This is a genomic window from Deinococcus apachensis DSM 19763 (assembly GCF_000381345.1).
In the GTDB taxonomy this organism is placed as follows: Bacteria; Deinococcota; Deinococci; order Deinococcales; family Deinococcaceae; genus Deinococcus; species Deinococcus apachensis.
This window is the reverse complement of record NZ_KB906399.1, coordinates 342,332-358,874: the sequence shown is the minus strand read 5'-3', so window position 1 is coordinate 358,874 and position 16,543 is coordinate 342,332. Positions and strand designations below refer to the sequence as shown.

General features: G+C 69.6%; 15 protein-coding genes. 7 read left to right on the top strand and 8 right to left on the bottom strand.

Annotated features, from left to right (window positions below; genetic code table 11):
* Positions 1-45 precede the first annotated feature (45 nt).
* The 5 genes from F784_RS0106280 to F784_RS0106260 all read right to left on the bottom strand — a co-directional run bounded on the left by F784_RS0106280 (position 46) and on the right by F784_RS0106260 (position 4,958).
* Positions 46-825: a phosphoadenylyl-sulfate reductase gene (locus F784_RS0106280; protein ID WP_019585868.1), complete on the bottom strand. Its 780-nt coding sequence runs from the start codon at positions 823-825 to the stop codon at positions 46-48.
* Positions 822-1,367 carry an adenylyl-sulfate kinase gene (cysC, locus tag F784_RS0106275; protein ID WP_019585867.1) on the bottom strand — a complete coding sequence of 182 codons (546 nt, stop codon included), beginning with the start codon at positions 1,365-1,367 and terminating at the stop codon, positions 822-824. Before cysC ends, F784_RS0106280 begins: the two co-directional genes overlap by 4 nt.
* Positions 1,364-2,923, bottom strand: coding sequence for a nitrite/sulfite reductase (locus F784_RS0106270; protein WP_019585866.1), 1,560 nt, complete (start codon positions 2,921-2,923; stop codon positions 1,364-1,366). The genes cysC and F784_RS0106270 overlap by 4 nt, the downstream gene beginning before the upstream one ends.
* Before the next feature lie 461 nt (positions 2,924-3,384).
* Positions 3,385-3,852: an Rrf2 family transcriptional regulator gene (locus F784_RS0106265; protein ID WP_019585865.1), complete on the bottom strand. Its 468-nt coding sequence runs from the start codon at positions 3,850-3,852 to the stop codon at positions 3,385-3,387.
* A gap of 251 nt (positions 3,853-4,103) precedes the next feature.
* Positions 4,104-4,958 (bottom strand): DUF1028 domain-containing protein, encoded by an 855-nt coding sequence (locus F784_RS0106260; RefSeq protein ID WP_026332314.1) that lies wholly within the window; start codon positions 4,956-4,958, stop codon positions 4,104-4,106.
* Positions 4,959-4,994: 36 nt separating this feature from the next.
* On the opposite strand from F784_RS0106260, the gene F784_RS0106255 reads away from it, so the two are divergent.
* The 6 genes from F784_RS0106255 to F784_RS26005 all read left to right on the top strand — a co-directional run bounded on the left by F784_RS0106255 (position 4,995) and on the right by F784_RS26005 (position 12,457).
* Positions 4,995-5,720 (top strand): 3-keto-5-aminohexanoate cleavage protein, encoded by a 726-nt coding sequence (locus F784_RS0106255; RefSeq protein ID WP_026332313.1) that lies wholly within the window; start codon positions 4,995-4,997, stop codon positions 5,718-5,720.
* The gene (gene pyrF, locus F784_RS0106250; RefSeq protein WP_019585862.1) at positions 5,717-6,517 is read left to right on the top strand and encodes an orotidine-5'-phosphate decarboxylase; all 801 of its coding nucleotides are present in this window, start codon (positions 5,717-5,719) and stop codon (positions 6,515-6,517) included. Before F784_RS0106255 ends, pyrF begins: the two co-directional genes overlap by 4 nt.
* A 381-nt stretch (positions 6,518-6,898) precedes the next feature.
* Positions 6,899-7,975, top strand: a complete 1,077-nt coding sequence (locus tag F784_RS22405) for a GGDEF domain-containing protein (protein WP_019585861.1) — start codon at positions 6,899-6,901, stop codon at positions 7,973-7,975.
* A gap of 610 nt (positions 7,976-8,585) precedes the next feature.
* On the top strand, positions 8,586-11,114 hold the full coding sequence (locus tag F784_RS0106240) for a U32 family peptidase (protein ID WP_019585860.1): 2,529 nt from the start codon (positions 8,586-8,588) through the stop codon (positions 11,112-11,114).
* 91 nt (positions 11,115-11,205) lie between these two features.
* The gene (locus F784_RS0106235) at positions 11,206-11,730 is read left to right on the top strand and encodes a DUF402 domain-containing protein (protein WP_019585859.1); all 525 of its coding nucleotides are present in this window, start codon (positions 11,206-11,208) and stop codon (positions 11,728-11,730) included.
* A 571-nt stretch (positions 11,731-12,301) separates the two neighbouring features.
* Positions 12,302-12,457: a hypothetical protein gene (locus tag F784_RS26005; protein WP_019585858.1), complete on the top strand. Its 156-nt coding sequence runs from the start codon at positions 12,302-12,304 to the stop codon at positions 12,455-12,457.
* A 3-nt stretch (positions 12,458-12,460) separates the two neighbouring features.
* On the opposite strand, the gene bshC is transcribed toward F784_RS26005, so the two are convergent.
* Both bshC and F784_RS0106220 read right to left on the bottom strand, forming a co-directional pair.
* The gene (bshC, locus tag F784_RS0106225; protein ID WP_019585857.1) at positions 12,461-14,023 is read right to left on the bottom strand and encodes a bacillithiol biosynthesis cysteine-adding enzyme BshC; all 1,563 of its coding nucleotides are present in this window, start codon (positions 14,021-14,023) and stop codon (positions 12,461-12,463) included.
* Positions 14,024-14,099: 76 nt separating this feature from the next.
* Positions 14,100-14,774, bottom strand: a complete 675-nt coding sequence (locus F784_RS0106220; protein ID WP_019585856.1) for a Crp/Fnr family transcriptional regulator — start codon at positions 14,772-14,774, stop codon at positions 14,100-14,102.
* A 96-nt stretch (positions 14,775-14,870) separates the two neighbouring features.
* Between F784_RS0106220 and F784_RS0106215 the strand changes: the two genes are divergently transcribed.
* Positions 14,871-15,632: a WecB/TagA/CpsF family glycosyltransferase gene (locus tag F784_RS0106215; protein WP_019585855.1), complete on the top strand. Its 762-nt coding sequence runs from the start codon at positions 14,871-14,873 to the stop codon at positions 15,630-15,632.
* Positions 15,633-16,058: 426 nt separating this feature from the next.
* Here F784_RS0106215 and F784_RS26570 read toward each other — a convergent pair whose 3' ends face one another.
* Positions 16,059-16,448 (bottom strand): hypothetical protein, encoded by a 390-nt coding sequence (locus F784_RS26570; RefSeq protein ID WP_019585854.1) that lies wholly within the window; start codon positions 16,446-16,448, stop codon positions 16,059-16,061.
* Positions 16,449-16,543 lie beyond the last annotated feature (95 nt).

The following is a 16,543-nucleotide window of genomic DNA, read 5'->3' as shown; positions in this document are numbered from 1 at the left end:
AAAGGTAGTGGATGAAGTTGGTCAACTTTTGGGGCAGGAAAAAGGTTAAAGCCGGTTCTCCCCTGCCCACAACCCGCATTCGGTCTTGCCCTTCCCCGCCCAGCGGCCCGCGCGGGCGTCCTCACCGGGGCGGACGGCGCGGGTGCAGGTCCAGCAGCCCACGGACAGGAAGCCCTCCCAGTACAGCGGGTTGACGGGCAGGGCGTGTTCCCGCGCGTAGGCCTCCAGCCGCTCGCGCGCCCAGTGGGCGAGCGGATTGACCTTGACGCGTGCCCCGCCCGTCTCGACAAAGCGGATGTCGGCGCGGGTCGCGGCCTGGTCCCGGCTGCGGGCGTTGAGCAGGGCAGAGGGGGCCTTCTCCCGCAGGTACGCCTGAAGAGGCGCGACCTTCCGCACCGCGCAGCAGGCGTCCGGGTCGGAGGCGTAGAGGTCGGGGGGCGTCTGGCCGTCCTCGGGGTGCGCGCCCGCGTTCAGCGTCACGAAGGTCATCTCCGGGTAGCGCGCGGCGAGGCGGTCCCGCGTTTGCAACGTCTCGGGGAAATGGAAGCCGGTGTCCACGAACACGACCTCGCCCCGGTAGCCCGCCCGCGCGGCGAGGTCGAGCAGCACCACGCCGTTAAGGTTGAACGCGCTCGGCATCAGCAGGTCGGGGTGGGCCGAGAGGGTCCAGCGGATCACGTCGAGGGGGTCGGTATCGGGGGTGAAGTCGGGCGCCGTGCTGTCCCGGTGCCCGGCCACTTCAAGGGAAGCACGCGGCTCGGTGGTCAGCGCTGCGCCATCCTGCCCCAACGTCCGCCCCCCAGGCCGATTCCCCAGCGCCGTCATGCCCCGTACCCCAGGTGCGCGAGCAGTTGCCTCACGCCGTCCTCCACACTGATGTGGTCGGTGCGAAGGTGCAGGTCGGGCGTCTCGGGCGCCTCGTAGGGGTCGGAGACGCCCGTGAAGTGCGGGATCTCGCCCGCCAGCGCCTTCAGGTACAGGCCCTTCACGTCGCGCTCGGTGACGACCTCCAGGGGCGCGTCCACGAAGACTTCGCTGGCGTTGGGCAGGGTACTCAGCACCTCGCGCCGGGTGTCCGCATAGGGGCTGATCGCGCTCACAAGGACGGTCACGCCATGCTTGGCGAGCAGCCCGGCCACGAAGGCGATACGGCGGACGTTCGTGTCGCGGTCGGCCCTCGTGAAGCCCAGCCCCTTGCTCAGGTTCTCACGCACGGCGTCGCCGTCGAGGAGTTCCACTTGTGCGCCGCGCGCCACCAACTCGGTATACAACGCGCTCGCCAGCGTACTCTTGCCCGCGCCCGACAGGCCAGTGAACCAGACCACCCGGCCTGTCTCGACCCCGGGGCGGTTCAGGGTTGCGGTCATGCGCCCACAACCTCGCGCTCCGGCCTCAGGATCGCATCGGGCGCAAAACGCTCGTGCCCGACCCGGTCGGCGTACTCCACGAAGCTCTCGCCCGGCAGCTTGCCATTGCGGAAGTCCGTCAGCACCGCCTCGGTGTACTCGTTGAGTCGCACGGCGGGCACGAAGCCCTTGAGCTTGTCGCCCGTCCGCTGCGCCTGCCCGATGCTTCCGGCAAGGTGGACGTTGTAGACCTCCTCCTCGCCGCGCAACGCGCCCATAAAGCCCAGGTCGGCGACCTGATAGCGGGTGCAGGCGTTCGAGCAGCCCGTCAGGTTGATGGTGAAGGGCACGTCCAGGTCGGCGAACTTCGCCTCGATATGGTCCACGAGGTTGGCGGTCCGCGCCTTGGTCTCCGTCAGCGCGAGGCGGCAGAACTGGGTGCCGGTGCAGGCGATGGTGGTGCCCCGCAACGTGGTCTTCGGCGCGAGGTCGATGGCTTCCAGCTCGGCGGTCAGCTCGGCCACGTCCTCCGAGCGCACGTGCGGGATCATCATGTTCTGGAAGGCGGTCGTCCGCAGCACGCCCTTCCCGTAATGGTCAGCGAGGTCAGCGAGCCTGCGCGCCTTGAAGGGGTCGATGCGGCCCACCGTCGTCGCCACGACCACGTAATTCAGGCCATCACCCTGAGGGTTGACGCCCAGCACGTCGTTGCCGCCGAAACGGGCGACGGGTGCGGCGGGGCCATCCGTGAGCCTGCGGCCCAGGTACTCCGTCTCGACGATCTCGCGGAACTTCTCCACGCCGATGTCCTTGATGAGGAACTTCAAGCGGCTCTTCTTGCGGCTCACCCGGTAGCCGTGATCGCGGTACGCGGCGGCGATGGCGCGTCCAACCTCCACCACTTCCTCCGGCTTGATAAAGACGCCCAGCCGCTTGGCGAGGTGTGCCAAGGCGCCCAGGCCGCCGCCCACCCACACGTCGAAACCGACCTCCCCGTCCACCCGATGGGCCAGGAAGCCGATGTCGTTGATCATGTGGATGCCCTCCAGCTCGGGCGTGGCAGTGATCGAAATTTTGAACTTGCGCGGCAGGTCCTGGAAGTCGGGGTTGCCGCTCAGCGTCCCCTCCATCCCGGCAGCGATGGGCCGCACGTCGATAATCTCCCGGGCGTCGAGTCCGGCGAGGGGCGAGGCGATCACGGCGCGCACGGTGTCACCACAAGCCCCCTTCGTGTGCAGGCCGATGGGTTCCAGCCGGTCGAAAATCTGCGGCACATCCTGAATCCGCAGCCAGTGGAACTGGAAGGCCTGGCGGTCGGTCACGTCGAGAAAGCCGCGTCCGAAGTCCTCCGAGATGCCCGCGACCACGCGCAGCGTGTCCGAGGAGAACTCGGCAGTCGGCACCTTGACGCGCATCATCAGGTAGCCGTCCTCCTGCGGGCGCTGCGGGTACACGCCCGCCCACTTGAGCAGGTCGACGTGCTCGGGGTTCACGAAGCCCTGCGCGGCGTATTGGGGGATCAGGTCGAAAATCTGGAACGGCGGAACTTCTTTTTTCAGGGCTTCAAGGTCGCTCATGTGCGGGCTCCGTGGGGTCGTGCGAGGGAAGGAAGTTGGAGGGGGCCAGTCAGCGGCGTCGCCGAGACATTCGCGTGGGGCAGGGGGCGGGACGAGTAATCATTGATAAAAAAGGTAATCTGATCTGGCGGCCAATACAAGAGACTTTCTTCCGGTTGTCTCGATAACCGCCGGTTGGGGGCCTATGCGGTCACTCACCGAATCCTCATTCGACACTGTCACCTGAGCAGCTTTTGACGCTACAGGAGGACCCATCGCCATGGCCCGCCCGAACGCCACTCCGGCCCGCTGCCCGCCCTCGCCCTCACGGTCCTCGTTGCGGCGGTGGCGGTGTTTACCTCCCGAGCCCAGGCCCTAACCCGGGACCTCACGAACAAGCTCGTGTCGGGCGTCAACGCCTCCGGGTCGCGCGCGTGGAGAGGGTGCACGGCTCCCGGGGGCAAGCCCTGCGCTAGCTTCCCCTACGCATTCGGCTTGAGCAGGTGGCCCAGGCAGTGACCGTAACTCACGCCCTGCCGCGCGTCGGTCACCAAGTCTTCCACGCTGAATTCCTGGAGGACGGCGAGCATCGCGTCGCGCATCCGGGTGTAGAGCGTGGCGCGGGCGTGGCAGCGGTCTTCCTCCACGCAGGGCTCGTGCCAGTTCAGGCTGATGCACGAGAGGGGCGCGACCGGGCCGTCGATGGCGCGCACCACCTCGCACAGCGAGATCAGCCGGGGCTTGCGGCTCAGGGCGTATCCCCCGCCGATGCCCTTCTTGCTCTTCACGATGCCCTTGTTGCTGAGCGCCGCCAGGATGCGGACCAGGTAGGGGCGGTGGACCCCCGTCGCCTCGCTAATCTCCTCGCTCGACACCCAGCGCGTGGGTTCCTGGGTACCCAGGAAGCCGAGCGCCTGGAAGGCATAGACATCAGTGGCCGAGAGGCGCATGGGAGGAGGCTATCAGCTTTCAGCGGTCAGCCGTCAGCCAAAGAAGCCCTTTCTGGCCAGGCGTTTAATTCCATTCGGTTCCAGCTCTGGAAGCTGGCCTGACGGGCTGAGGTTGCCGGTGGCGCGCCCCTCACCCCTGGCTGCATCAGGCCCTCTCCCACGAGGGGAGAGGGTCAGCAAGAGGGAGGGGCACAAGAGCGTTGTCCTCGGTGGAGATCCAGGCCTGCTTTCTGACCGCTGACGGCCTTTTCTCACTCCCCGAAGCGTTCCCGCAGGTACGCCAGCGCCACCGGGTCGAAGCGACCGCCTGGCACCCAGCGTTCCTCCAGGTTCTCGGTGCCGTACAGCGCCCAGGCTGCCGCCTCCGTCTCCGGGTCCCAGGGGCCGCCGGGCAGCGAGGTCGCGTAGTCCTCGTGGATCAGCAGGGCGCGCAGCCAGCCCAGCTCCTCCTCGTCCAGTTCTCGGGTCGTCGCGGGCCGCCCGAACAGCAGGTCGTGGATGCCCAGCAGCCGCTCCACCTCGGCGCAGGGGTCGGGGTGGTCGTCGGCGCGCAGGTTCACCCAGTCGTCCGTCAGGCCGCCGTAGCCCCTTCCCGGGCCCACGCACAGCAGGGCCGCCGACTGCCGCCCGCGCCGGTCCCCGCCTGCCGCATCCCCCGCCCGCAGCGCCCCCAGCAGCCGGTGGGGAAGAGGTTGCCCCGCCCCCGCCTCCCACGCCACGAGCATCGCGTCCACCACCTCCGGCCCGGTCAGGATGTTGCCCTGGATTGCCACATCCGGCCCGGTATAGCCGCCCGCCCACGAGTGGCACCCCGCCCCGCTGTAAGTCGCGCTACGCCCGTCCGCTCCCACAATGCCGAACTGCCGCTGGGCGATGTCGGGGTCGGTGGCCTGGAACTCGGCGGCGACTTCCTCCGGCCCCAGCCTCGAGGTGAGGAGCCGCAGCCCCTCCGGCCCGAAATTTGGGTTCACGTAGCTCTGGGTGGCGACCGCGCCCACCCCCGAGCGCGCGAAGGGCACCAGGGCGCCCACCGCCAGGAACTTGCTCGCCACGGCCACGCCCAGGTCCCCGGTGGCGGGGTCCCGGCCCACGATGGAAAAGGTCATGGGGGGAGGGTAGCAGCGCCGGGGTACGCTCGGGCCATGCTTCTGAAAGCCTGCCTGAATGGGGGTCGCCCGGTGGGAAGCCACCCAGCCCTGCCCGTGGCCCCGGCCCAGCTTGCGGAGGCAGCGCGTGGAGCCGTCGCGGCGGGCGCCGGAGCCCTGCACCTGCATCCGTGCGACAGCCAGGGCCGCGAGTCGCTGGAGGCAGGGGTCGTCGCTGACGTGCTGAATGCCGTGCGCGCTGCCTGCCCAGGCGTTCAGGTCGGCATCTCCAGCGGCTTCTGGATTCTGCCCGACGTGGCCGCGCAACTCGCCGCCACCCGCGCCTGGACGGTCCTTCCCGATTTCATCTCGGTCAACTGGCACGAGCCGCACGCCGAGAGCCTGGCCGGGACGCTGCTGGGCCTCGGCGTGGGGGTCGAGGCGGGCCTCTGGAACGTGGGGGCCGCGCGGGCGTTCCTGAGTTGGCCGGACCAGGACCGGGTGCTGCGGGTCCTCGTCGAACTCCCCGATCAATCCGCGGAGGCGGTGCTGCCGGAGGCGGCGGCCGTCCTGGCCCTGCTGGACGAGGCCGGAGTGACCCTGCCCCGCCTGCTGCACGGCCTGGGTCGCAGCGCATGGCCCCTCGTGCGCGAGGCGGGCCGCCGGGGCCTCTTCACCCGCATCGGCCTGGAGGACACCCTCACCCGGCCGGACGGGACCCTGGCTGCCGATAACGCCGACCTCGTGAGGGCCGCGTGGCGCGTGTTAGCCTCGCCCGGATGACCTTTGCCGCCGCCGTCACCGACCGCACCCGCCACCTCCGGACCCGGCTGTGCGTGGGCCTCGACCCCCGGGCGGACGCCTACCGCGACCTCACCCACCTCCGGGAGAACACACTGGACGTGCTGGAGGCCACCGCCCCCTTCGCCGCCTGCGTCAAGCCGCAGCTCGCCTTCTTCGAGGCGCTGGGGGTGCCAGGCTTCACGCTGCTGGAGGAGGTCTGCGCTGCCGCCCGCCTGCTGGGCCTGCCCGTGATCCTCGACGGCAAACGCGGTGATATCGGCTCGACCGCCGAGGCCTACGCGCGGGGCTGGCTGGCTGGGCCGCACGCGGGGGACGCCCTGACCGTGAGCCCCTTCCTGGGCTTCGGCACGTTAACCCCCTTTGTGGAGGCGGCCAGGGCAAACGGCGGCGGAATTTTCGTCCTGGTGAAGACGAGTAACCCCGACCAGGCCGACGTCCAGGGCCAGGGGGTCAGCGAGCGCGTGGCGGTGGAGGTCGCGCGCTTGGGCGACGAGGAGGAGGGGGAATACGCCAGTGTGGGCGCGGTGGTCGGCGCGACCCACCCGCAGGACCTCGCCCTCTTCCGCTCGCTGATGCCCCGTGCCCTACTGCTGCTCCCCGGCCTGGGGGTGCAGGGTGGGACGGCGGCGGGGCTGGCCCCGGCCTTCCATCCTGGGGGCACCGGAGCCCTGGCGAGCGCGAGCCGGGCCGTCCAGTACGCCGACGGACTGAGCGTGGCGGCGAGCCGGGAGGCGGCGCGGCGGCTGAGGGACGAGCTGAACGGGGCGCTGGAATAGGGCCTGGCTCCCGGGGTGCAGGGACGCCTTCGCGTCCGCGGTTGCGGCTGATTTCCCCAGTACCAATGGCACGGACAGTTGTGTAGGGCCTTGAGATTCCGGTGCACTGAGGGCTGCCCGCTCACCCCCACCCAGCCCCCCCTCTGCAAGCAGCTCTGCGAGTCAAGGGGGAGGCGCTAAAAATTGCGTCTCAGCCCTGCTCCCGGAGTTTTGCTCCTGGGAGGGTGCCAAAACTGTCCGCACCACTGACTGGTGAGGAGTCGATTGCTGAAAGGGAAGGTCGGTCTTTCATAGGGGCGCGGTCCGTGTGACAGGCCGTGACTGCCTGTGATGGAAGTGTGATGCTGCCGCGTCTACCCTGCGGGCACTGGCAACGCCTTTATGTTGAACGACCTGTTCCTGAACTTCTGCGTGCTGTGTACGGTCACCCTCGTGATCGGCTGGACGCTACGGACCCTGGTCCTGCCCCGGCTGTGGAGCCAGATCGCGCTGCGCGCCCTGCTGACCACCCTCAGCAGCTTCATCCTGATCGCCAATGCTGTTCCCTTGCAGGGCGGCGCGTCCCTGGACCTGCGGGCGGTGCCGGTGGCGCTGGCGACCATCGGCGGGGGTGGGCCAGCCGGGGTGACGGTCGCCCTGCCGCTGATGGTCTATGCGCTGTGGCAGGGGGGCGGGGCGGGCGCCGTGCAGGTCCTGCATCTGGCGCTGGTGGTGGGCCTCTTCACCCTCCTGCGGCGACGGGTCAGCGGCTCGGCACAGACGCGCGGCGTGCCCTGGTGGCAGCCCTTCGTCCTGTTCGCCGGGGCAAACGTGCCGCTGGCCCTGGGAGCCCTGCTGATCACCCAAGACGCCTCGCTGGCGGTCGCCAGCGTACTGCTGATCACCGCCGCCCAGGGCATAGGAACCGTGGCCGCACAGACCATCGTGCTGACGGAACTGCGGGCCTCGGAGCAGGCGAACGTGCTGCGCGACTTCGCCTACACTGACAAGCTGACCGGCCTGGGCAACCGGCGTGCCCTTGACGAGGCGCTGGCGCGGCCGGTTCCCGGCACCCATCTGCTGCTGCTCGACCTTGACCACTTCAAGGCGGTCAACGACACCTACGGCCACGCCGGGGGAGACCTCGTGCTGAAAGCGGTCGCCGCCGTGCTGCGCGAGGTCGTGGGGAAGGGCGGGCAGGTCTACCGTTTCGGGGGGGAGGAATTCGCTGTCCTGCTCTGCGGGCTGGCGCCTGCCCAGGCAGTGGCGCTGGCCCAGGACCTGCGGCGACAGGTCGCGCAGCAGGTGGGGCGCCGGGCGGGCTTGCCCCGGCTGCTCGTCACACTCTCGGCTGGCCTGGTCGACCTGGAGGACGGGGCCACAGCGCTGGAACGTGCCGACACCCTGCTCTACCGCGCCAAGCACCACGGGCGCAACCGGGTGGAGGTCGAGCCCGCCGTCCCACTTCGAGCAGGCTGAGAAGAATTCCGGTCGCGCAGTGCTGTAAGACGAACAGTGCCGCAAGAACGGTGAAACCCGACCGGCGGGAGTAAGGAAGCCTTACGGAGCCCAGAACGGAGTTGCCTTTGCCGCTTCACCGGGGTTAACGGACCAGCCGGAATCTGAGCTCCGGGACGCGCTTCACCGACTGGGGAGTTCGGCGCTGAGTCCCCCCACCTCGGCGGTAGCGGCACGCTCTCCTGAGCCTGAACCTCCTGTACTCCAGGGCCACCGTAAACTTGCGCGGTTGGCAGAGCCTCGGACTCCTGACAGGTGAAGGGCGGACCTGGCCCCCCTCTCAACGCTTGATGCGAAATGAGAAGCTGGGCGAGGTGGATTTTCGTTGTCTGGCAAGAGGACCACTCCCTCCCCGGCCCTCTGCAAGCAGCTCTGCGAGTCCCCCACAAGGAGGGAGGGAGAAAAAACCTCGTATCAAACGTTGTTCTCCGTATTGCACATCAAGAGTTCTCAGGGGAGTTGACTGAGGGGTCGACCGCAGCATGCCCTGCCAGAACCCAACGTTGCGGTGGCCTTGTCCCGTTCCCTCGGTCACGCTCGGCCCCCGGCCCCTGGGCTAAACTGGCGCGCTATGCTCAGAGTGCGCGTGAAACCCGAAGTGATGAGCCCCGTTGGAGGCTGGCCGCAACTGCGCGCGGCGGTCGAGGCCGGGGCGGACGCCGTGTTCTTCGGGGTCGAGGGCTTTCACGCGCGGGCAAAGGTGGGCTTCACGAACGAGGAACTGCCCGACCTCATGCGGGCGCTGCACGAGCGCGGGGTGCTGGGCTTCGTGACCTTCAACATCCTGGTGTTCGACCGGGAGCTGCGGGGGGCCGAGCGGCAACTCATGCACCTCGCCGAGTCGGGCGTGGACGCGATCATCGTGCAGGACCACGGAGTCGCGCGGCTGGCGCACGAAATCTGCCCCGACCTCCCCATCCACGGCTCCACCCAGATGAGCATTACCTCCGCCGAGGGTGCCGAACTCGCCCGCCGCTTCGGGGCGAGCCGGGTGGTGCTGGGCCGCGAGTTGTCGCTGCGGGACATCGGGCGCATCGCGGCGGCAACGGACGTGGAGCTGGAGACCTTCGTCCACGGGGCGCTGTGCGTCAGCTACTCGGGGCAGTGCTTTTCCTCTGAGGCGTGGGGCGGACGCTCGGCCAACCGCGGCCAATGTGCCCAAGCCTGCCGCCTGCCTTACGAGCTGCTGGTGGACGGGGTTCACCGTGACCTCGGCGACTCGCGTTACCTGCTCTCGCCCGGCGACCTGTATGCCCTGTATCAGGTGCCTGATCTCGTCAACCTCGGCGTGAACTGCCTGAAGATCGAGGGCCGTTATAAGGATGCCGACTTCGTGGCCCTGACGACCGCCGCCTACCGCAAGGCCGTGGACGAGGCGTGGGCGGGCCTGCCCCTGAGCGTGACCCCGCAGGAGGAGCGTGACCTGGAGCAGGTGTACTCGCGCGGGCTGGGACCGCACTTCATCAGTGGAACGAATCACCAGCAGGTCGTGCGGGGGCGGGCGCCGCGTCATCGGGGCGTGCGCGTCGGAACTGTGCGCGGCACCACCGAGCGCGGCGTCCTCGTCGAACTCTCGGAGGGGGTGAAGCCGGGCGACGGCCTGGTCTTCGACCCCGCCAACTGGCGCACCCCCGAGGGCCGCGAGGAGGGCGGCTTCCTGTACGGCCTGTGGCAGCGCGGGCGGCAGATAGAGGCGGTGCGGCCCGGCGAGACGGCCGAACTGCGCTTCGGGCGCGGCGCGGTGGACCCCTCCCGGGTGCGGGTTGGCGACCCGGTGTGGCGCACCCACGATCCCACGCTGGGCGCCCGGGTCAAGCCGTTGCTGGAGGCGAACGACCCCCTCCACACTCGCCCCGTCACCGCCCATTTCCACGGCCATGTCGCTGAGCTGCCTGCCCTCACTCTGACGGATGAACAGGGGAGAAGCGTCACCGTGACCCTGCCCGACCCTCTCCAGCCCGCTCGCAACCGGGGACTGGACGAGGCGGGCCTGCGTGAGCAGCTCGGCAAACTAGGGGGTACGGGCTATCACCTGGCGGGTCTGAAGGTGGGCCTCTCTGGCCCAGGCTTCCTGCCCATTTCGGCCCTCAACGCCCTGCGCCGCGGGGCGGTCGAACAGCTCACAGCCCTGCGTGGGATGGCCCCCGAGCGCCGCATCACCCCCCGGCTGGACGATGTGTTGCAGGAGGTCACCGCGCCTCAACCCGTGACAAACAGCGCACACCCCCGCCTCCACGTCCTCGTTCGCACCCCCGAGCAACTGGACGCGGCCCTCGCCGAGCGGCCCGACTCGGTCACGCTCGATTACCTGGAGCTGTACGGCCTCAAGCCCAGCGTCGAGCGGGTCCGCGAGGCAGGCATTCCCGTACGGGTCGCCAGCCCCCGCATCCTTAAGCCCACGGAGCAGAATCTCCAGAAGTTCCTGCTGTCGCTGAATGCGGACATCCTGGTGCGCTCGGGCGGCCTGTTGGAGGGCTTGCAGGAGACGCCTGACCGCCCTGCGCTTACGGGCGACTTCAGCCTCAACGCGGCCAACGTCCTCACGACCCGCGCGCTCCTCGACCTCGGGCTGAACCGCGTGACGCCCACCCATGACCTGAACGCCCGCCAGGTCACCGAACTCGCCGCGCTGGTCGGGCCGGAGCGGCTGGAGGTTATCGCCTACCAGCACCTTCCCGTCTTCCACACCGAGCATTGCGTGTTCTGCCGCTTCCTGTCGCAGGGCACCGACTACACCAACTGCGGCCACCCTTGCGAGTCCCACCGGGTCGCCCTGCGTGACGAGCGGGGCATCGCCCATCCCGTCATGGCCGACGTGGGCTGCCGCAACACCGTGTTCGAGGGCCGCCCGCAGGTCGCGGGCACGCACCTGACGGAGTGGCTGGAGGCGGGTCTACGCGACTTCCGCCTGGAATTCGTCCACGAGTCGCCTAAGGGGGTCCGCGAGGTGATCCGCGCCCACCAGGCTTTCCTGGCGGGGGAGCTGAACGCGGCGGCGCTTGAAACCCGTTTGCAGGCCCTCTCCGACCAGGGCACCACCGAGGGCAGCCTCTTCGTGCCGGAAGGGTTCGACCGCCTGCCCGCCCTGCCCGTCCTCTGAGTCCGGCGTGGGCTGACGGTTGCCGTTTCGTGAAGCCTGGGTTGAGACAAACTTTACGCCCGGAGGGGGGGCTGATCCGGTACGGTAGTTCATGCCCGGAGCGGAACCTGTCAAAACAGAGCGGCACGAGGTGGCGGCGCGGCGACATCACACGAACACCGGCCTCCGCCCCGTCCACACGTACTGTGAGCACGGGCAAGGCCTCTTTGTCGCGCGGGACTTTGTCGCTCACCCCCGCATCCGGCACTGGCAGGCGCACCTGCTCCCCACCCTGGGGATTGTTGTCTGCCGCTACGATTTCCACGGCCCGCGCGAACACGACTACTACATTGATGTCGCCACGATCACCCGGTCGGGCGACCTCTGGACGGTGCGTGACCACTACCTCGACATCCTGGTCCACGACGGCATGGCCGCCGAGATCGTGGACACCGAGGAACTGCTTGCCGCCCATGAGGCGGGCTTTATCAGCGACGGCGAACTCCGCCACGCCGTGACGACCGCCCACCGAGTCCTCTCCGGCCTGGCCCGCGCCCGCTACAGCGTTCCCGAGTGGCTGGGCGAGCAGGGGGTAGAGGTGGAGTGGCTGCCCACGGAGGAGTACGCGACGGCGTAAGGGTGACACTAAGCTGGGGCGATGCTTGACCCCGCTGCCCAGCCTCGTCTGGAAGCCGCCCTGCCCGACGCGCTCGCCCGCGTCACCGCTACACCCGGTGTCTACGCCGTCCTGTGGTGCGGCAGCGTCTCCCGGGGAGAGGCTGATGCCCACAGCGACCTGGACCTGCATGCCCTCGTGACGGGGAATGAACGTTGGCGGGGCAGCTTCGTGGTGGAGGGGGTGCCGGTCGAGGCTTTCCACAATCCAATGCGGAAAGTCCGGGCGATGTTCGCGGAGCCCGATCACGCTGCCATCGCCATGTTCGCCCAGGGCCGCGTGCTGGTGCCGCATCCCGATCTGGACGCCCTGGTGGCCGAGGCCCGAGCCCTGTATGCGGCTGGCCCCGTGCCCCGTCCCCTCACTCCCGCCGAGCGGCATTTCTTGGTAGATGAAGTGGTCGAGGCGCGTGGAATGCTCGGAACACCCATGCACACCCATCAGGCCGCCTCTGCCGTCGGGCGTCTGGTCCGTGCGCTTTACCGGGCATGGCAGGTGGGAGGTCAAACCGCGCCACTGGTTGATCGACTTAGTGGCACGCGATGCCCCCGCCGCCGACTACCTCAACGTCGCCCTCAACGCCCCCGCACCTGGCGAGCGGCGGGCGGCCCTGGAAGCCCTCGCCCTGTGCCTGCTGGACAGCCTGGAGTACGGCGAGAGCGCCACGGAACCCCAGGTCATTCCCTGACCATCAGGGAATCGGCAACTCCGCCTGTGTCCCCGGCGCGAGGCTGAGCAGGGTCCTCAGCGGCGCCTCCCCGTGCTTGAGCAGGAAGGTCAGGAAGTTCATCTCGCGCTCCTGGGGCACCCCATTGGGCAGCAGGTGCAGCTTCAGGCGCGTGAGTTGCCGCGTCCGGTCGTCCTCCTGCCGGGCCAGGGCGCGGGCGGCGAGGGTCTGGAGGTGGGCGAGGCGAGCGGTCGTGCGGCTGCGGGTGCGTTCGGCGGCGCCCACCAGCGTCGGGTCGAGGGCGGCGAGGTTGTTGGCAAGGGCACGCAACTCGGCGTCCAGTGCCTCCAGCCGCTCCGTGGAGACGGCCGCCGCTCCCCGTTCCCGGGCCAGCGCGCGGCCCAGTATCCCCTCCGGGTCGGCCTGCACCTGCGCCGCCGTCGCCCCCAGCCGCGTGAGCAGCCGCGCCACGTTCGGCTCCAGCCACGTCACGCTCAGGCGCGGCCAGAGCAAGGGTTGATGCAGGCCGTGCAACTCGTACACCTCCGCGAGTTGCGCCCCGTAGGCGATCTCGCCCGGCCCGACCACAAAGGCGAGCGTGGGCAGCAGCGCGTCCTGCACGACCGGGCGCAGGCCCGCCGCCGGGGTGAGGCGTGAGGGGCCGGTCTCCAGGATGGCCTGCACCTCCTCCCGGGTATACGTGCGTGTGTCGGTGCTGAACTTTCGCCCGTCCAGCCTTAGGAGCCGCCGCCCGCCGTCCTCCTCCTCAAGAAAGAGGTTCGTGGCTCCCGCCGGGCGGCGCAGTTGGGGGGTGAAGCCCTCGGCCTCCAGCCGCGCCGCCGCCGCCTCGATTCGCGCTGGGCCTACCAGGGGCCGCGCCAGCTCGCGGGCCAGGGTGGGGGCCATGAGCGCCGCGAGGGCCGGGTGCAGCGGGTCGAGCACGAGCAGCCCGGCGGGGGAGAGCAGGCCGTGGATCATGCGGGCGAACATGTCGGCGTAGCTGCCCCCACCCTTCAAGGCCCGCTCCACCCGCGCCCGCATCGCCTCGCGGTACTCGGGCGCCGTGTCGAAACCGTCCAGCAGAGCGTGGACCTCGTCCGTCCACTCCGCCCGCCACGGCACCCGGCCCACTGGCACCCCCACCGGCAGGTCCAGTGTCAGGCGGTGCAGTTCCTCGGCGTGGTCAAGCAGGGTGGTGGAGGCGACCTCCGCCGCGTCGTGGTCCTGACTGGCGACCCAGTAGATGGCGACGACCGGGGCGTCCTCCCGGTCAAGACCGCGGGCGAGGAGCGCCGCGTCCGCGCCCTTGTGGACGCTGTAGGCCGGGCCGGTGAGGAGCCCCGCCTGCTGCCCGGTCACGACCACCCGGGAGGCGGGGTGGGCCAGGCGGGCGAGCATGGCCTCTACCCCTGGGTCCAGTGTGCCCAGGTCGCGGTGGTAGGCGCGCAGCGCGTCGGCCAGGGCGGCGCGGTCCACGTCGGGCCTGGTCTCACTGGCCGCCGCCGCCAGCTCACCCGGCCCCAGCCGGAAAAAGCCGGGCAGGTCGCCCGCCCGGTATGCCGCCGCGATGCTCCTCGTCGCCCTCAAAGCTCCACCATCTTCCACATCGGCCCCAGCCTAGAGCGTTTTCACGCGGGGCGTCTGGAGCGTCCCTCCATCAACCCTACCGCAGCGGCTCGCGCGCCGCCGTCATCAGGCCCGCGCGGTCGGTCAGGATGATCCGGCGGTAGCCCAGGTCCAGGAGCCCGCGCGCCCGGAAATCACCCAGCAGCTTGGTGATCGTCTCGCGCGTGCTGCCGACCACGTGGGCGAGATCCTGGTGCGACACCCGTTCGCGCAGGGCCAGCGTGCCGCCGTCGGGCCACGGCCCCTCGCGCTCGGCGAGGGTGAGGAGCGCGAGCGCCAGCCGCTGCGACACCTCCATGAAGACCAGCGCCGAGAGCCGCTCCTGGACCCCCCGCGTCTGCCGGGTGACCTGCTCGGTGAGGGCCACGCCGACCGCCGGATGGGCATGCGTCAGCCGGGAGAGGGTCTCGCGGCCCAGCAGCAGCGCCTCGGTGTCGTCCATCGCCTCGGCGTACATCCCGTACGCGGTGCCGGGGAGCAGTGCCCCCGTACCCAGCAGGTCGCCCGGGCCGTGCACGTCCAGCGTGACCTCCCGTGCCCCGGCGCCCAGCCGGTAGAGCCTCACGCTTCCGCGGGTCAGGACGAACAGCGTCTCGGCCGGGTCCTCCGGGTGAAAGAGCAGGCCTCCCCGCGCCCAGCGGCCCACACGCGCTGCGGCCACCACCTGCGTCTGTGCCTCGTGCGGCAGCGCCCCAAACGGCCCGGACATCATGCGGATAGTGTGCCACATTAACTTTGTGGGGGCGGCCCCGGATGAGGTGCTCTGGGGCGACCTGCCCCACCCCCCGTGTTACAATCCGCCCCACGCATGGCTTCACCCCAACCCGCCGCCCAGCCGCGCCTCACCCTGTTCGACCTGCCGCTGGACGTGATCACGCTGTCAGGAACGCTCGACCGCCTCGGCGAGTGGATGTTCCGCACGCCGCGCACCCCCCACACGGTCGTCACGCTGAATCCCGAATTCATCGTCCAGTCGCGCACCCATCCTGAGTTCGTGCGGGCCATCCAGGAGGCCGACCTCGTCACTGCGGACGGCGTGGGCATCGTCTGGGCCGCGCGGCAACTGCACGGCCGCGAGGTGCCCCGTGCCCCCGGCTACGACATCGTGAAGGGCCTGATGGAGCGGCACGGCGGTGACCTGCGGGTGTTCTTCCTGGGGGCCAAGCCCGGTGTCGCCGAGCAGGCCGCGCGGAATGCTGTCCGCGACTACGGCATTCAGGTTGCCGGAATCCACCACGGCTACTTCGACCTGCCCGAGGATAGGCGGGTGGCCGAACTCGTGGGTGCCTCCCAGGCGCACCTCGTCCTGACGGGCATGGGCGCGGGGCGGCAGGAGACCTTCAATCAGTACTGGCGGCAGGTGCTGGGGGCTCCCGTGATTATCGGCTGTGGCGGCGTCATTGACGTGTTTGCGGGAACTGCGGATCTCGCCCCCACCTGGACTCGCAAGCTGGGCGTGGAGTTCATCTGGCGGGTGGGGCTGGACCGCAAGCGCTGGAACCGGGCGCCGCGCCTCGCGCGGTTCGTGCGGCTGGTGCAGGCAGAGAAGCGGCGGGCGGGGGGGCGTTAACCCTCTGCCAGCGACTGGACAAGGCCCTTTCCAACGGAGGTTTGAGGGGCAGGGCATTTTGATGCGGTTTGCCCCCACCCATCTAATCCCCGGAGGGGGTAGGGGGGAGTTTTCCGCTGCGCTTGGCAAAGGGCTCGCCCATTGCGCCGGTGGCCGCTTTTCTCAACGCGCCAAGTTTGATCTTGCCGTTCTTTAAGTCGCGGGCCCACCGTCTCGCTGCGCGAGCAAGGCGTGGTGAAGGCCGTGCGAACTCGGTCCAAGGGTGGAAATCGGGCGTTCACAGGAGACGGTTTTAAAAAGAGCTAAAGCTTTGGCGGTGTGACTCCGCCCCCGCTGCGGGGGAGGCTGGGAGGGGGGAGCAAGCGTCCGCTTGCCCTACTCTGTGCCTCTACAGGTCTTTCAACCCATTTTCGAGGCGCGCCCCGCTCAGCCCTTCCCCGCCAGCCCCAGATCCCCCGCGAAGGTCCCCTCCCAGGCGTTGAGGACCCGGCCCTCCCGCACGAGGAGGACGGCCGGGTAAGTGCCGACGCGCAACGCGCGGGCAAAGGCGGTCGCCTCGGGGCCGCGCCACACATTGACGCCTTTCGGGGCGGGGGCGGGAATGTCTTCGGCGTTCACGGCGCGCACGGGCAGTCCGGCGGCGAGGACGGCGCCCCACAGCTCGCCCAGGTCACCGCAGTCGTGCGAGTAGACCACGATCAGTTCGCGGTCGGCGCTCTTCCAGGGGTGGGTGGGCAGGGGGTCACCCAGCCGCACGAGGGCACCCGCGGGAGTGCCCAGGGCCAGCAGCAGCGTGAGCAGGGGCGCGCGTTTCATCCCCGGCATGATGCGCGCCCAGCACCGCCCCCTGCGTGACAGCCGGGTGAGAAGGGAAGTCCAGCGAAAAACCCCCGCTCGCTGCGGGGGCCTTG

Coding starts and splice junctions, on each gene's coding strand:
- F784_RS22405 (WP_019585861.1), top strand. CDS start 6,899: ATGTTGAACGACCTGTTCCTGAACTTCTGCGTGCTGTGTACGGTCACC.
- F784_RS0106215 (WP_019585855.1), top strand. CDS start 14,871: ATGGCTTCACCCCAACCCGCCGCCCAGCCGCGCCTCACCCTGTTCGAC.
- F784_RS0106235 (WP_019585859.1), top strand. CDS start 11,206: ATGCCCGGAGCGGAACCTGTCAAAACAGAGCGGCACGAGGTGGCGGCG.
- F784_RS26570 (WP_019585854.1), bottom strand. CDS start 16,448: ATGAAACGCGCGCCCCTGCTCACGCTGCTGCTGGCCCTGGGCACTCCC.
- F784_RS0106270 (WP_019585866.1), bottom strand. CDS start 2,923: ATGAGCGACCTTGAAGCCCTGAAAAAAGAAGTTCCGCCGTTCCAGATT.
- pyrF (WP_019585862.1), top strand. CDS start 5,717: ATGACCTTTGCCGCCGCCGTCACCGACCGCACCCGCCACCTCCGGACC.
- F784_RS0106265 (WP_019585865.1), bottom strand. CDS start 3,852: ATGCGCCTCTCGGCCACTGATGTCTATGCCTTCCAGGCGCTCGGCTTC.
- F784_RS0106260 (WP_026332314.1), bottom strand. CDS start 4,958: ATGACCTTTTCCATCGTGGGCCGGGACCCCGCCACCGGGGACCTGGGC.
- F784_RS0106220 (WP_019585856.1), bottom strand. CDS start 14,774: ATGATGTCCGGGCCGTTTGGGGCGCTGCCGCACGAGGCACAGACGCAG.
- F784_RS0106255 (WP_026332313.1), top strand. CDS start 4,995: ATGCTTCTGAAAGCCTGCCTGAATGGGGGTCGCCCGGTGGGAAGCCAC.
- F784_RS0106280 (WP_019585868.1), bottom strand. CDS start 825: ATGACGGCGCTGGGGAATCGGCCTGGGGGGCGGACGTTGGGGCAGGAT.
- cysC (WP_019585867.1), bottom strand. CDS start 1,367: ATGACCGCAACCCTGAACCGCCCCGGGGTCGAGACAGGCCGGGTGGTC.
- F784_RS0106240 (WP_019585860.1), top strand. CDS start 8,586: ATGCTCAGAGTGCGCGTGAAACCCGAAGTGATGAGCCCCGTTGGAGGC.